Annotated in this window: 15 protein-coding genes; 5 read left to right on the forward strand and 10 right to left on the reverse strand. The window is 66.8% G+C overall.

Annotation, left to right across the window (positions count from 1 at the left end; all coding sequences use genetic code 11):
• The 3 genes from ACFE99_RS13810 to ACFE99_RS13820 all read right to left on the reverse strand — a co-directional run.
• The coding region (locus tag ACFE99_RS13810; protein ID WP_375486149.1) for a flavin-containing monooxygenase at nt 1-516 on the reverse strand (516 nt) is incomplete at its 3' end.
• 10 nt (nt 517-526) lie between these two features.
• The gene (locus tag ACFE99_RS13815) at nt 527-1213 is read right to left on the reverse strand and encodes a TetR/AcrR family transcriptional regulator (protein WP_375486151.1); all 687 of its coding nucleotides are present in this window, start codon (nt 1211-1213) and stop codon (nt 527-529) included.
• Nucleotides 1210-2331 carry an NAD(P)H-dependent flavin oxidoreductase gene (locus ACFE99_RS13820; RefSeq protein ID WP_375486153.1) on the reverse strand — a complete coding sequence of 374 codons (1122 nt, stop codon included), beginning with the start codon at nt 2329-2331 and terminating at the stop codon, nt 1210-1212. Before ACFE99_RS13820 ends, ACFE99_RS13815 begins: the two co-directional genes overlap by 4 nt.
• 61 nt (nt 2332-2392) lie before the next feature.
• On the opposite strand from ACFE99_RS13820, the gene ACFE99_RS13825 reads away from it, so the two are divergent.
• Complete coding sequence (locus ACFE99_RS13825) at nt 2393-2821, forward strand: PaaI family thioesterase (RefSeq protein ID WP_375486155.1); 429 nt, start codon at nt 2393-2395, stop codon at nt 2819-2821.
• Between the two features lie 92 nt (nt 2822-2913).
• Here ACFE99_RS13825 and ACFE99_RS13830 read toward each other — a convergent pair whose 3' ends face one another.
• Both ACFE99_RS13830 and ACFE99_RS13835 read right to left on the reverse strand, forming a co-directional pair.
• Entirely contained in the window at nt 2914-3477 is a 564-nt protein-coding gene (locus ACFE99_RS13830) for a carboxymuconolactone decarboxylase family protein (protein WP_375486157.1), read from the reverse strand.
• Complete coding sequence (locus ACFE99_RS13835) at nt 3474-4577, reverse strand: zinc-binding dehydrogenase (RefSeq protein WP_375486159.1); 1104 nt, start codon at nt 4575-4577, stop codon at nt 3474-3476. The genes ACFE99_RS13830 and ACFE99_RS13835 overlap by 4 nt, the downstream gene beginning before the upstream one ends.
• Nucleotides 4578-4991: 414 nt before the next feature.
• Between ACFE99_RS13835 and ACFE99_RS13840 the strand changes: the two genes are divergently transcribed.
• On the forward strand, nt 4992-5327 hold the full coding sequence (locus ACFE99_RS13840) for a hemophore-related protein (protein ID WP_375486161.1): 336 nt from the start codon (nt 4992-4994) through the stop codon (nt 5325-5327).
• Nucleotides 5328-5636: 309 nt separating this feature from the next.
• Complete coding sequence (locus ACFE99_RS13845; RefSeq protein WP_375486164.1) at nt 5637-5852, forward strand: dodecin; 216 nt, start codon at nt 5637-5639, stop codon at nt 5850-5852.
• Between the two features lie 6 nt (nt 5853-5858).
• Here ACFE99_RS13845 and ACFE99_RS13850 read toward each other — a convergent pair whose 3' ends face one another.
• The 4 genes from ACFE99_RS13850 to mutA are packed head-to-tail and all read right to left on the reverse strand — an operon-like array spanning nt 5859 to nt 12308.
• A complete protein-coding gene (locus ACFE99_RS13850; RefSeq protein WP_375486166.1) occupies nt 5859-7124 on the reverse strand; it encodes a serine hydrolase domain-containing protein in 1266 nt (421 codons plus the stop codon).
• Between the two features lie 52 nt (nt 7125-7176).
• Entirely contained in the window at nt 7177-8166 is a 990-nt protein-coding gene (meaB, locus tag ACFE99_RS13855; RefSeq protein WP_375486168.1) for a methylmalonyl Co-A mutase-associated GTPase MeaB, read from the reverse strand.
• Nucleotides 8167-10458 (reverse strand): methylmalonyl-CoA mutase, encoded by a 2292-nt coding sequence (gene scpA, locus ACFE99_RS13860; RefSeq protein WP_375486170.1) that lies wholly within the window; start codon nt 10456-10458, stop codon nt 8167-8169.
• Between the two features lie 5 nt (nt 10459-10463).
• Nucleotides 10464-12308 (reverse strand): methylmalonyl-CoA mutase small subunit, encoded by a 1845-nt coding sequence (mutA, locus tag ACFE99_RS13865; protein WP_375486172.1) that lies wholly within the window; start codon nt 12306-12308, stop codon nt 10464-10466.
• Nucleotides 12309-12509: 201 nt separating this feature from the next.
• On the opposite strand from mutA, the gene ACFE99_RS13870 reads away from it, so the two are divergent.
• Both ACFE99_RS13870 and ACFE99_RS13875 read left to right on the forward strand, forming a co-directional pair.
• Nucleotides 12510-13271: a TVP38/TMEM64 family protein gene (locus ACFE99_RS13870; protein ID WP_375486174.1), complete on the forward strand. Its 762-nt coding sequence runs from the start codon at nt 12510-12512 to the stop codon at nt 13269-13271.
• A 16-nt stretch (nt 13272-13287) separates the two neighbouring features.
• Nucleotides 13288-14097, forward strand: coding sequence for a hypothetical protein (locus ACFE99_RS13875; RefSeq protein WP_375486176.1), 810 nt, complete (start codon nt 13288-13290; stop codon nt 14095-14097).
• Here ACFE99_RS13875 and ACFE99_RS13880 read toward each other — a convergent pair.
• On the reverse strand, nt 14066-15176 hold a 1111-nt coding region (locus ACFE99_RS13880; protein ID WP_375486178.1), incomplete at its 5' end, for a sensor histidine kinase. The genes ACFE99_RS13875 and ACFE99_RS13880 overlap by 32 nt on opposite strands.

A 15176-nucleotide genomic window follows, 5' to 3' on the forward strand; every position in this document is an offset into this window, starting at 1 on the left:
TCGTTGGGGCGACCCGTCCCCCTCGCCGCTCCGCGGCTGGGGGCGCCCCCCGCGCCCGGCTCCGCCGCGCTTGCGATCGCCCCGGCCCGCGAACCGGTCAAGTCCCTCGATGTCGGGGTAGCGCGGGTGGTGCAGCACCCCGGTGGCGGCGATGACCACGTCGGCCTCATCGCGCTCTTCAGAAGTCGTTATGCGCCAACGGTTTCCGACGTATTCCATGCGGCGGACTTCGCGGCCGTAGCGGATCAGCTCGTCGATGCCATGGCGGCGCGCGACGCTCTGGAAATAGGCGAGGATCTCCGGCCCGGGCGCGAACGCATGGCTCCATTCCGGGTTAGGCGCGAAGGTATAGGTGTACAGGTGCGACGGCACATCGCAGGCGATGCCCGGATAGGTGTTCTCCCGCCAGGTGCCGCCGAGCCGGTCGGCCTTCTCGTACACCGTGATGTCGGTGAAACCCGCTTCTCGCAGCTTGACGGCGGACAGCACGCCGGCCATCCCGGCGCCGATCACCACGAATCTGAGGTCAGGCATCGCCGCCCGATGACGATGCGGGCCGCGGAGCGGCAGGAGGAGGAGTCGGGCTCGGATCTCGAGGCCGCAGACCGTCGAGAACGAGCGACACCACGAACTCGGCGACTTCCGCGGCGCTGACACCGTCGTCGGTGGAAAGCCGCCGGTGCGCCAACTGACCGATCAGCGCCGCGAGGGTGTAGGCCATCATCCGCGCTGGGGCCGCGACCACCTCGCCCCGCTCTTGGGCGACGACGATGAAGGTTTCAATGTCGTCGATGAACCGCTCATAGATGCCGCCGAGGTGCTTCTCGAACCGGTCCCCGAGTGCGTAGGCGTCGCGGAACAGCAGCTTGACGGTGGCTTTGTCGGCCTCGAAGAACTCGAACGTCGCCTGCACGGCAGGCCGAAACGACGCGTGGAGACCGGCCTGGGTGGAGCCGGTGACCGCGGCCGAGACATGTGCGCGCAAAGCTTGCTCCTCGACAGCCATCAAGGCGTGGAACAAGTCGTCTTTGGAGTCGAAGTACCAGTAGATCGACCCATAGGCCAACCCGGCCTCTTTGGCGATGTCGGCGATGGTGGTGGCGTGAAACCCCTTGCGGGCGAACACCCTTTTAGCCCCCGCCATGATCTCGTCGCGGCGCGCGGACTTGTCTTCGTCGCTGACCGCGCGCCGGCGCCGGGTTGGCGTGCTCACCGCTCGACCAGCTGCTCGAGCTGGCCGACCGCATCGATGAACTCGGAGACCATGTCGAGCACCACGGACCGCGCAGACCGTACTTTGTCCAGTGAGCCGACCACCTGGCCGACGAAGTAGGTCGCCAGCTCACGGGCTTTGGCGTCGGGCTGGCTGGCGGCCTGGTTGATCCGCAGCTGTGGGTCGGCGACCAGCGCGCTTTGCAGCGGCATGCCCAGCGGCTCGGGACTGCCGGGCCGCTCCCATTCGTCGGTCCACGCGGTGCGCAGCATGCGGGCGGGTTTACCGGTCAGCGACCGTGACCGCACGGTGTCCGACGATGAGGCGGCCAGAAACTTGTCCTTCACCACTGCGGGGGTTTCGGCTTCTTCGGTGGTCAGCCACACCGATCCGCACCACACGCCTTCGGCGCCCAGAGCGAACGCAGCGGCGATCTGGCGGCCGCGGGCGATCCCGCCGGCAGCCAAAACGGGTGTTGGCGACACCGCGTCGACCACCTCGGGGACCAGCACCATCGTCGCCACCTCGCCGGTGTGGCCGCCGGCCTCGGTGCCTTGCGCGACGATCAGGTCGACACCCGCCGCGGCGTGGCGCAGCGCGTGTTGTGTGGTGCCGGCCAAAGCGGCCACCAGGACGTCGTTGTCGTGGGCGCGGGTGACCAGGTCGGCTGGTGGTGGGCCCAGCGCGCTGGCGATCAGCCGGATGTCGTGGGCGAAGGCGACGTCCAGCAGCGGCTGATAGCCCTTGGGCGACACGTTGAGCCCCGCAGTGGGCGGCAAACGCCCTGGCGCGCTGTGGATTCCGTAGCGTTCGAGCAGGTCGTCGAGAAACGCGCGATGTTCGTCCGGCAGCAGCGCACCCACCTGCGCAGCGTCGATCCCGCCGGATTCCGCGCCGATGTATTTGGGTGGCAGTAGCAGGTCCACGCCGTAGGGCTTGCCGCCGGTCTGCTCTTCGATCCAGGTCAGCTCGCTCTCCAGCCGCTGCGGACTGTGCGCGACGGCGCCAAGGATGCCGAAACCGCCCGCATTGGTGACTGCGGCCACGACGTCGCGGCAGTGGCTGAACGCGCAGATCGGGAACTCCACACCGAGCAGCTCGGCAACCCTGGTTCGCACGCACGACGACGCTACCGAGTTATTGATTGATGTGTCAATCAAGTGGGATAAGGTGCGGGCCATGGCCTTGACCGAGCAGGAGCAGCGCAAGCACCGCCACGCGGTGCGTGAGCTGATGCTGACGACGCCCTTCCTGGCCGGGCTAGGTCTCGTGTTCGACCGCTACGAGCCCGACGACGTCACCATCAGGTTGCCGTTTCGGGAAGACCTCACCAACGACGGCACCTACTTTCACGGCGGGGTGATCGCGTCGGTGATGGACACTGCCGGCGCGGCGGCGGCCTGGTCCAACCACGACTTCGACAAAGGCACGCGCGCTTCCACTGTCGCGATGAGCATCCAGTACACCGGCGCCGCCAAGCGCTGTGACCTGCTGTGCCACGCGCGCACTGCCCGACGGCGAACGGACCTCACCTTCACCGAGATCACCGCCACCGACGCCGACGGCAACGTCGTCGCCCACGCCGTGCAGACCTACCGGATCGTGTGAGCTCTCCGTGTGCCGTTCGCCGAGTGGCCACCTATGACACGCTTTTTCGCCGGACGCGTGCATTAAGTGGCCACTCGACGCCGAGCTCTCCTCTAGGGAGCCTGCCCGTCCGGCGGCCAGCTGGCGACGCCTTCTTCCAGCGGCACGTCCAGGCTCTGGACAACGGTGGCGATCATTCGCCAGGCGGCGATCGCGGTGACGAGTTCGACGAGCACGGCAGGGTCGGCGTCGAGTGCGCGTTCACAGGCGGTCCAAGTCTCGGCGCTCACCGCGCCGTCGCGCACGACGTCGTCGGTGGCGGCGAGCACCGCCTGCTCGGTCGGCCCGAACCCGTCGTAATCGTGCCAGTCCCGTACCGCGAGCAGGTCGTCGGCGCAGACGCCGAGGCCCTGAGCGACGCGCCAATGCTGGGTCCACTCGTAATCCGATCCGGTGAGCCAACCGATGCGCATGATCACCAATTCGCGCAGCCGCGAATCGAGGGCGCCGTGCCAGAGCATGCTGGCGAGTAAGTCGTTGATCGCGCGGGCCAGCAGCGGGTGGTTCAACAGCACCTGAAAGATGGCCAGCTCGGCCATATAGTTCGGCACGCCTGCTTCGTCGGCAGCGGCCTTGGCCTCGTCCACCGGCAAACGTGGCACCCGGGCTTCGGTCATGGCGTGACGACTCCATGCACGGGCGGCACGCCGGCGCGCTCACCGGCCATCGTGGCGACCAAATCCTCCGCATCGTCGAGCCCGGCGCAGCGACGGGGCAGGCTCTCGAACGGGTAGCGGCCCGACGCCAGCAGCTGCAGCGCCGCCCGGTACGCGGTGACATCGACGCCGAGCGCGCCGAGGATCCGTAATTCCTTGACCACCAGCACGTCTGGCGAAAACCCTGGCGCACCGCTGCCGAAGCCTCGGGTGCCGGCTACCACGACGGTGGCGGCGGGTCGGGCGAGCGCGATGGCTTGCGCGAACGCCGCCGGTGCCCTGGCGGTGACGTCGACGACGACGTCGGCCAGCCCGCCGCACGCTTTCGTCAAGGCGGCGACGGGATCCTCGACGGCGACATCGACAGCGAGGTCGGCACCGAACTTCGCGGCAAGCGCCAACCGATCGGTATCACGGGGTCCTAGCCCGGTCACCATGACAAATCCGGCGCCGGCCTCTTTGGCCGCTGCGGCGGCGCACAATCCGCGAATGCCGGGACCGAGCACCGCGACGACGTCACCAGGGCTAGTCTCGGGAAGTGTTGCGCCCCAGCGTATTCCGGCGCCCAACGGATTGAACAATGTCGCCACGACCGGGTCGAGGTCGGCGGGCACGGGCAGCACCATCGAATCGGGCGACAGGTATTGGTACTCGGCGTATCCGCCCCACAAGCTGGGCGGCCGATCGACGGGAATGAATCCGTACATGTCCGCCAGCCCGTGACGTTCACAGCGCCGGTACTGTCCGGCAAGGCAATTCACACATCGCCGGCACGCCTGGAACACTTCGACGGCAACTGTGTCGCCGGCGGCCACGCCCCAACGCTGCGCTGCCCGCGCCCCGATGACCTCGATCGTGCCGACAGTCTCGTGACCGGGAATGAACGCGAACCCACCAGCGAGATCTCCGGTGTACTCCTCGTGGTCGGTGCCGCACAGCCCGCAGGCGGCCACCCGCACCAGGGCGTCGTCGTCGCCCACTTCCGGGAGTGGAAATTCGCGGCTCACGAGGCGGCGCGGCGCCTCCAGCACCAGCGCCCGCGCCATCGCGTCGCGCGACATACGCGCACCTTACGGACGTTTTTGCGGACGAGTCAATCGCGGCGCAGAGCAGGCGGCTGTAGCCGTCCCGGCGTCGCAGTGATGAGCATTTTCAACCGGCTAAGCGGCTGCGTCGCCAATATCGCGCCCAATAGCGGTTGATCGAAGAAGGACAAGAAGCGCGTTAGCTACTCCGCGGCATTTACTGGTCGCCGATTCAGCTGCCAGTGAACAGCGCAACGACGTTGCTGGCGCGACGGCGTGCGCGGGAGCTAATTGTACCGGCTGATCCCGAATATTTCCGGTGTCTACTGCGAGGAAATCTTCTTATATAGCGCACAGCTGCTTCGAACTTGGCCGAAGGCAGCAAGCCGCTAAGCTGATATCGTTGCCGTCAAAACGTCCGGCGATGAATCCGTTGAAAGGTGTTCGTAAATGGTCACATTGTCGTTGACGAGACTGGCTGCCGCGGTCGGTGGTGCCGCATTGGCGTTGTCCGCCGGGGCCGGGCTCGCGTCTGCGCAACCGGATGATCCAGCGGTCAACACCACCTGTACCTACCCCCAGGTGGTCTCGGCGCTAAACGCGCAAGACCCGGCTGCCGCCGCGCAATTCAACTCATCGCCGATGGCACAGTCAGCGTTGCGTCGATTCCTCGCCGCACCGCCGGCTCAGCGTCAGCAGATGATCCAGCAGCTGCAGGCCAGCCCAGCCGGTCAGCAGTACTACGGAACCATCGAGCAGGTCGCCCAAACCTGCAACAACTACTGAGTGCAAGCGTGAAGCCTGCTAGCAGCCCGGCTGATTACAGGCCGGGCTGCTAGTACCCGGCATTTGTGCTGAACGGGCGCGCCCCACGGCACTTCCGGCTGCGCCATCGCATCGTCGCCGCCCGGCTGGTAGCCGGCGAGGGTGACGAAATCGTGCCACCGACGCGCTCACCCCACGAAGAGTTGGCCGCGGATTCGCTCGAGGCTTTGTCGGGGTGCGCCCTGCTCCGCCGGCCGCACGACGACAGCGTCGGGGTCGCTGCCATCAGGCCGTCCGTGGCATATCCTTCACCCGGACGAAGGGAAGGCCATGAGCAACCACACGTACCGGGTGATCGAGATCGTCGGAAGTTCGCCCGAGGGCGTTGACGCAGCGATCCGAAATGCGGTGTCGCGCGCCGGACAGACGATGCGCGGACTTGACTGGTTCGAAGTGCAGTCGGTGCGTGGCCACCTTGAAAACGGGGCAATCGGACACTTTCAGGTGACACTGAAAGTCGGCTTCCGAATGGAGGACGCTCAGTAAAGGGTCCTAGCCGGCGACGGCGCCCGGTTCGGAAAAGGGCGCTCCGAACTCGGGGACCCGCTGAAATCCGTGTTGACGCGCCAGGACTGCTCCGCGTCGAAGCATGGCGCCCATCGCGACGAATCCGGCGTGGTCCACCAGGACGAATGGCGACAGCAGCCTGTTGTGTACGAACGCGAACGCCACGCCGCTCGCCGGGTCGGCCCACCCCAGCGAGCCGCCCAGCCCGGCGTGACCGAAGCCCGGAATCGCGTTGAACGGCACACGGTGATAGCCCATGTGAAACGCTAACGGCACCAAGAGGTTCCGATCCGGCCGCAGGCTGGGCCGTCCGGTCAGGCGGGCCACCAGCTCACGCGATAAGAACCGGGTGCCGTCGATCTGGCCACCGTTCGCGATCGCGCCGTACATTCGCGCCAGGCTGCGCGCCGTCGCCACCCCGTTCACGGAGGGAATCTCCGCATCGAGCAGCGGAATCTCGCCTTGCACAACGGCTCTCATGCCGGGGAAGTACATGGAGCCGAAGCCGGCGGACAGCTCGAGTGCCGCGATGCGTGGTGCGAGACGGTTGAAGACCGGGTTGGAGATGGTGCTCTGCGGCATGATGATCTGCGCCACCTTCGTCGGCGACTGCAGCGGCGGACGGCCCAGATGCAATCCGTCGGTGTCCAGCGGCTCGGCCAGCTCCTCCCGGATCAACTCCCGCATCCCCGTGCCGGTTACGGCCCGCGCCAGCCCCGACATCAGCCAGCCATAGGTCAGCGCGTGGTAGGCGGGTTTGCCCAACAGGCTTCCCGGCGCGGCCTCGGCAATCCGCTGTTCCATCCGCTCGTGGTCTAGCAGGTCTTCCTTGGTGGCGCCGTGCAGGTGCGCGAGCCCCGCCCGATGCTTCATGACCTGTCGAACGGTGATCGTGTCTTTGCCGTTCGCGCCGAACTCCGGCCAGTACTGGGCGACGGGTGCGTCGTAGTCGATCAACCCCCGGTCGGCCAGCCGGTGGATAACGGTGGACGCCATGCCTTTGGTCGCCGAGAACACCATGGCAGCGGTATCGGCCGACCATGGCAGCTGGCCGGCGCGGTCGGCCCAGCCCGTCCAGACGTCGACAACGGGTTCGCCGTCGACATATACCGCCAGCGCGCCGCCGCCGAATCGGCGCGACGGGAATATGCTTGCGAAGCTGCGAACCGCACAGGCAAAGTGCGGATCCGCTGCGCCGTGAACCCCACGTGGCAGCACTGCGCCACGGTAATCACGGGTTTCTTGCCTCACAGCATCGAATTTACCCACCTGATTGGCAAACAATCCTGAATTTACCTTTCCGTTAGGCTGATGCAACCTTAAGTATTTGCTGAGCGGCCATTGCCGGCGTCAATTCGCCTGCTAACACCTGGCGCTCAATGTCAGCGCGGATCTTGCGGACCTCGGGATTCGACAACACTCGTTCCAACACGTTGTCGCGCACCATCTGCCAAGTCCAGTCGACCTGCTGAGCGCGGCGCCGTGCCTCGAACTCCCCGGCCTCTTGGAGCACCTGGCGATGGCGCTCGACGGTGTTCCACAGCTCTGTGAGGCCGGTGCCCTCGAGGGCGCTCATGGTCAAAACGGGGGGACGCCAGAGTGTGTCGCGTGGGTAGATCAACCGGATCGCCGACGAAAGCTCACGAGCAGCGATTCGCGCATCGGCCAGATGGTCACCGTCGGCCTTATTGACCACCACGATGTCGGCCAGTTCCAACACGCCTTTTTTGATGCCCTGCAACTGGTCGCCGGTGCGCGCCAGGGTCAAGAAAATGAAGGTGTCGACCATGTTGGCCACCGCCACCTCGGACTGACCGACGCCGACGGTCTCGACCAGGATCACGTCGAAGCCGGCGGCCTCGAGCGGCACGATGGTTTCGCGGGTGGCCTTGGCGACCCCGCCCAGCGTGCCGGAAGTCGGGGACGGACGGATATAAGCGTCGGGATGCGTTGCGAGCCGCGACATCCGGGTTTTGTCGCCGAGAATCGATCCCCCGGTTCGGGTCGAGGACGGGTCGACGGCCAGCACGGCTACGCGATGGCCTTGGTCGATCAGCATCATGCCGAGCGCTTCGATGGCCGTCGACTTGCCCACTCCGGGAACGCCGGTGATTCCGACGTGGTGGGCGCTTCCAGCCGCGGGCATCAGCGCCAGCAACAGCTGCTGGGCCTGCTCGCGGTGGTCGGCGCGGGTGGATTCCAGCAAGGTGATGGCCCGCGGCAGTGCGGCGCGGTCGCCGCTGCGCACAGCCTCTGCCAGCTCGTCGACGATGTCGGTGTCTTGAGGAGCCATCTAGGTCAGCGTGTACCCCAGCCGCTCGGCGAGCTTGTGCAGCACGTCGATTGCGGCGTCGGCGATCACCGTTCCCGGTGGGAAGATCGCGGCGGCCCCGGACGCGTACAGCTCGTCGAAGTCACCGGGAGGGATCACTCCGCCCACGACGATCATGATGTCGGGCCGGCCCACCTCGGCGAGCGCGTCACGCAGGGCAGGCACGAGGGTCAAGTGACCGGCGGCGAGCGACGACACCCCGATCACGTGCACATCGTTGTCGGCGGCCTGACGAGCCACCTCTTCCGGTGTGGAGAACAGCGATCCGACGTCGACGTCGAACCCGATATCGGCGAACGCCGTTGCGATCACTTTCTGCCCGCGATCGTGGCCGTCTTGACCCATCTTGGCCACCAGAATCCGCGGCCGGCGCCCGTCGGCCTCGGCGAATTTCTCGACAAGCTCCGTGGCTCTAGAAAGGGGGGTAATGCTTCCGCCTCCTCCGGCTTCATCACGGTAGACCCCGGCGATAGTACGGATTTCGGCCTGGTGACGTCCGTACACCTTCTCCAGCGCGTCGGAGATCTCCCCCACCGTCGCCTTGGCCCGTGCCGCGTTGATCGACAGCGCCAGCAGGTTGTTCCCGAGCCCGTCGCTACCGGCTCTGCCGTGCTCGGCGGCTGCGCGAGTCAGCTCCCTCAACGCCTTATCGACCGCTTCCTGGTCCCGGTCCGCGCGCAGCTCTTGGAGTTTGGCAAGCTGCTCGGCGCGCACCCGGCTGTTGTCGACCTTGAGCACCTCGATCTGGTGGTCCTCGTCGACCTGGTACTTGTTCACCCCGATCACCGGTTGCCGTCCGGAGTCGATGCGCGCCTGGGTGCGTGCGGCGGCTTCTTCGATACGCATCTTGGGGATTCCGTCGCTGATGGCCTGGGCCATGCCGCCGTGTTCGGCGACCTCCCGCAGGTGTGCGCGGGCGCATTGGGCGAGCTGATGGGTCAGCCATTCGACGTAATACGAGCCGGCCCACGGGTCGATTGGCCGGGTGGTGCCCGACTCTTGCTGCAACACCAGCTGGGTGTTGCGGGCGATGCGCGCCGAAAAGTCGGTGGGCAGCGCCAGTGCTTCGTCGAGTGCATTGGTGTGCAGCGACTGGGTGTGGCCCTGGGTGGCGGCCATCGCTTCGATGCACGTGCGGGCGACATTGTTGAACGGGTCCTGCGCGGTCAGCGACCAGCCCGAGGTCTGTGAATGAGTGCGCAGGGAAAGCGATTTGGGGTTCTTCGGGTTGAACTGGACGACCAGCTCGTTCCACAGCAACCGCCCGGCGCGCAGCTTGGCGACTTCCATGAAGAAGTTCATGCCGATACCCCAGAAGAACGACAGTCGCGGCGCGAACTGGTCGATGTGCAGGCCGGCATCCAGCCCCGCCTTGATGTAATCCACACCGTCGGCCAGCGTGTAAGCAAGCTCCAGATCCGCTGTGGCACCGGCTTCTTGAATGTGATAGCCGGAAATCGAGATCGAGTTGAACTTCGGCATCTTGGCGCTGGTGTAGGCGAAGATGTCGGAGATGATCCGCATCGACGGCTTGGGCGGATAGATGTAGGTGTTGCGGACCATGAACTCTTTGAGGATGTCGTTCTGGATGGTGCCGGCCAGCTTCTCCGGCGGCACGCCCTGCTCCTCGGCGGCCACCACATACAGTGCCAGGATCGGCAGCACCGCGCCGTTCATAGTCATCGACACGCTCACCGTCGACAGGTCGATCCCGTCGAACAACTGCCGCATGTCGAGAATGGAATCGATTGCCACCCCGGCCATTCCGACGTCGCCCTGCACGCGGGGATGGTCGGAGTCGTAGCCGCGGTGGGTGGCCAAGTCGAAGGCCACCGACAAACCTTTTTGCCCGGCAGCAAGGTTGCGGCGGTAGAACGCGTTGGATTCGGCTGCGGTGGAAAACCCGGCGTATTGACGGATGGTCCACGGCTGGTTGACATACATCGTCGGGTACGGGCCGCGGACATACGGCGGCTCGCCGGGGAAACTGTGCAGTGGGTAGCCCTCGTTAACCGCGCTATCGCGGTCGGCACCGATGTAGACCGGTTTGACGACGATGCCTTCCGGCGTGTGCCATTCCATCTGCTCGGGACTGTACCCGTGCGCGGACGCGGCCGCGGCGACGTGCTTTTCGACCGCAGCCTCGGTGACCGGGCGGTCTGCGGTGTCGCCGTGCAACGGGATATCGGCGAAACTGCTGAGGATAGAAGCGGTTTCCGTAGCCGGTTTACCGGCGACGTCCTGGAATGTCATCGTCGCTAGGCTCCCAGTCGGGTGAGCAGATTGGACAAGGCTTCGACCGCGTTGATTGTGGCGGTCAGATACTCGTCGGGCAGATGTTCGGCGTCTGGCAGCGCCGCTTTCGGCCCGGCGAGGTAAACGCGCTCTATCCCGGCCCCGCGCGCCGCCTCCACGACAGCGGCGGCCTCGCCGTGGTATCGCTTGTCGGTGCCGCAGACGACCGCGGCCGCTGTGGTTCCGGCCGTCGAGACCACCTGTGCGACACCGGCGGCGTCGACCGGTCCCGGGTTGATCGCCTCGATGCCGCCGGAGGCGAGCAGGTTGGCCGCGAACGTGGCGCGCACGTTGTGCTCTGCCAGCGGGCCCAGCGGCAGCAACAGCACCTGCGGGCGGGCGCCGGAGCGCTCGAGGTAGGCGTCGGAACGGTCTCTCAACGCCTCGAACTCGGCGGCGTAGCGTTGCACCACGGGTGTCGAATCACCTTGGGGGAGCGGCGGTTCAGCGATATTCGGGTATTCGTTGACCCCGGTGATGGCGGTGCGGCGGTGCGCAACGTCGTCGATGCGGCGGGCGGCGACTTCGGCGATCTGGTCGTTCAGGTAGCCGCGGGCGTCGACGAATCCCCCGCGGGCTTCGATGTCTTGGAAATGCTTCCAGGCTTGCTGGGCCAGTTGTTCGGTGAGGTCCTCGACATACCATGACCCACCCGTGGGATCGAGGACCCGCCCGATGTGCGACTCCTCGAGCAGCAACAGCTGCGCATTGCGGGCGAAGCGGCGCGAGAAGCTCTTCGGTGTGCCCGGGTAGCCGCCGGGAATCGCGACGTCGAACGGCAACACGTGCACGGTGTCGGCGCCGCCGACTCCCGCGCCGAAGGCAGCCACTGTGGTGCGCAGCATGTTCACCCACGGATCGCGCTGGGTCATCATCGGCAGTGAACTCTCGGCGTGCAGGATGGCCGCGCCGCTGTCGGGTGCGCCCACGACTTCGGCCACCCGTGCCCACAGTTGTCGCGCTGCGCGCATCTTCGCGATTGTCATGAACTGGTCGTCATCGGCGGTGAGCCGGAAACTGATCTTTTGCAAGGCTTTTGGGATGGATATTCCGGACTCGCCGAGCACCCGAAGGTAGGCGACCGCGGCGGCGATAATACCGGCGAGCTCCCAGGAGGCGCTGGCGCCGCGGTTGTGCAAGGCCGGCCCGTCGATGGTGATGGCCCGCACGCCGGGTGCCCCGGCAACCCGTGATGCGACCGCGACCACCTCCTGCAGCGATGGGGCCGCGCGAGCGCTCAGCGGCGCAGTCAGCGGGTCGGCGCCGAGATCGACAGACAGCATCGCCCGCTTGTCGGCGTCCATTTCGGCCACCAATGCCAGCATGGTGTAGGCGGCGGTCGGGTAGTCGGCGCCGGCGTCGAGAATGATCGGTACGAGCTCTAAGTGCACACCGGCCAGCAGCCGGTCGAGCTGGGCCGGCGCCACACCGGATTCGCCGATCCGCAGCACCAGCGCGCTGACCCCGTCGTTCAGTGCGGCCAGTAGCCCCGCGTTGTCCTCGCTGCCGTTGCTTGGAAACGCTTCGGCGACTTTCCAGCCGGCGTTGACGTCGCGGTGCGGGTTGGCGCCGCGGACGAAGGGGAAGTCGCCGGGGAGCGGCCGCTCCGGCAGGGCGTCCAGCGCGGTGTAGAGCGCCCGGACCGGGAACCCTTCGTAGGTGGGGGTGTCCAGCAGCCGCTCGGGTTCGTCGTCGAGTTCGTCGGCGCTGCGCCGGGTGCTCTTCGCCAGCACCTCGGCGACAGCGGCACGCCACCGGGCACGTGCCTGCGCCAGATCGACGGGCACGGACGACGCATCGACTGACACCGGCGGCTCCTGTTGTCGCAGAGTCTGCTTTGCCGGCTCCTGCACAGGCCGTTCCCGGCCCGCATCGTCGCCGGGCTCGCCACTTGACAACCAGGCTAATTGATCGCGATCGGCGCTTAGGAGCCGAGGTGTGGTGTTCGCTGGCGAATCGCCGGACACCGGCAACGAACTGTTTACCGACCGCCCGTAGCCTTAGGGACCGTGCCGGTTACCGCCACCAGCCGTATCGCCGACACCCTCCGCGGCGTCGCTTCCGCGGTGGTCGCAACGGCCCGTCAGGTGCCCCGGCGGCGCACCATCCTGACAGCGTTGACCATTGCGGTGCTGGTCGCAGTGGCGTTGCTGGTCCCGCTTCCCACCGCGGTGCAATTGCGTGACTGGGCTAAATCCGTGGGGCCTTGGTTTCCGCTCGCTTTCCTGGGCGCGCACATCGTCGTCACGGTGCTGCCATTTCCGCGGACTGCGTTCACGCTGGCCGCCGGCCTGCTGTTCGGACCGGCGCTCGGGGTGGTGCTGGCGGTGGTGGCCAGCACTGCCAGTGCGGTGATCGCGTTGGTGCTGGTCCGAGTGGCGGGGTGGCAGCTGGGCCGTCTGGTGCGCCATCGAGCGGTCGATAGCGTCGACGAGCGGCTGCGTGACCGCGGCTGGCCGACCATCCTTTCGCTGCGGCTGATCCCGGCCGTGCCGTTCTCGGTGCTCAACTATGCGGCCGGCGCCTCGGCCGTCCGCGTGCTGCCGTACACGTTGGCCACGCTGGTCGGCACGACACCCGGGACCGCTGCCGTGGTGATTCTCGGTGATGCGCTGACCGGAAACGTCAGCCCGCTGCTGATCGTGGTGTCGCTGTGCACCGGCGCCGTCGGGTTTGCCGTTCTGGTCTACGAGATCCGCCAGCATCGGCAACACCACCGGCGGCGGTTGGCCGACACTCACAATTCCGCCGAGCCGGCTACCACGCGTTGACTAACCTGCTTTCACCATGACTGACGAGACGAAACTCGCGTTAAGCAAGGTGCCCGAAGTCACCTTGGGCTTCTGGATCATCAAGGTGTTGGCGACGACGCACCGCGAGACCGGCGGCGCCCCGGTCACGATGACGCTGAAATGGGGGTATCTAGCCGGCCTCGTGCTGGTCGGCGTCGTGCTGGTGGCGCTTGTTCTGGCTCAGATTTGGGTCAAGCGCTTCCGGCCATTTCTCTACTGGGTGACGATCATCGCCTCGACGACCTTCGGCACGGCGATGGCCGACTTCGCTGATCGCTCGCTCGGGATCGGCTACACAGGCGGATCGAGTGTGCTGTTGCTGTGTGTGCTCGTCACTCTGGGGCTCTGGTATTGGTCGCAGGGAACGGTGTCGGTGACTACGGTTTCGACCCCGAAAGTCGAGGCATTCTATTGGGCCACAATCACTTTCTCGCAGACGCTAGGCACCGCCCTCGGTGATTGGCTCGCCGACACGCGCGACCTTGGTTACGAACGCGGTGCGCTCGTGTTCGCGGCTGCTCTCGCCGTGGTCGCAGCCCTGTATTACTGGACAAGCGTCTCGCGCGTCACCCTGTTCTGGATTGCCTTCATCTTGACCCGGCCTCTCGGTGCGACTGTGGGCGATTTTCTCGACAAGCCGGTGCGCCAGGGGGGCCTCAACCTGAGCCGCCCGCTGGCTTCTGCGGTTATCGCGGCCCTCATCGTCGCGCTGGTCATCGTGCTGCCGCAGCGGGCAGGGCGGCATCCTGGTGTCGACCAGGAAAATAGCCGCGTCAGACCGCAGCCGCGTCAGCCGGAATCGTGAGCCGAAACTGAGCGCCGCCCTGGTGGGATAGGCAGGTCAGGTCACCGCCGTGAGCGCGGGCCAGGCCCCGCGCGATCGGCAAACCCAGACCGGCGCCGCCGTGGTCGCGGGCCCGTCCGGTGTCCAGGCGCACCAGCCGTTCGAAGATGCGCTCTCGTTCGGCGTCCGGAATGCCTGGGCCCGTGTCAGTGACCGTCAACTGGGCGACGCCGTCACGTTGCTGCAGGTCGATGGCGACCTGTCCGCCGGGCGGGGTATGCCGTCGGGCGTTGTCCAGCAGGTTGGACAGGATCTGGGCCACCCGGGTCGGATCGGCGCGCACAGGCAGTACGCTGAGCCCCGTCCTCGTGATGGTGAGCTGCGGCGCCAGCATGCGCGCGCGGTCGGCTTCGGCTTCGGCGATGGCACCCAGGTCGGTGTCTTGCAGGTCGAGCTGTAGGCCGGCGTCGATGCGGCTCAGGTCGAGCATGTCGGCGACCAGCCGTGCGGCGCGGTGGGCGTCGGACAGCAACAAGTTCGCGCGACGGTGCTGGCGCCGCGCCGCTGGGTCGGACGGGTGCTGGCGGGCGTTGCTGGCGAGTTGTTCGGCGGCGGCCTGGACCCCGGCAATCGGGGTGCGCAGTTCGTGCGCCGCATCGACGAGGAATCGTCGGGTCGCTGTCTCGGCGCGCTGCGCGGTCTCTGCGGCACGCTGAGCGCGGTGTTCGGAGGCTTCCAGCGCGTCCAGCATGCCGTCGAAAGCGCTTGCCGCGCGGCCTAACTCGGTAGTGGGACGGTCCGGCCGCAGCCGTCGACCACGATCACCGATGGTGATGTCTTTGGCCAGCTCCGTCAGTCGCGCCAGAGGACGCAACGCCGCACGGCTGGCCGCTATCAGCAGCAACGCCGCGACGCTGAGGGTGGCCAGACCGGCGCCCACCATCAGGCGGCGCAGCTGGCCGATCATCTGCGTGCTCTGCGTGGTGTCGGCGACCAGGATTACTCGTCCGCCGGTGGGCAGCGGGTGCACCACAGCGGTGGCGGTCGCGTCGGGCGGGGGCGGCGGTCGAGGCGGTGGAGGCGGAGGCGGTGGCGCCCAG

The sequence above is a fragment of the uncultured Mycobacterium sp. genome (assembly GCF_964249325.1).
In the GTDB taxonomy this organism is placed as follows: domain Bacteria; phylum Actinomycetota; class Actinomycetes; order Mycobacteriales; family Mycobacteriaceae; genus Mycobacterium.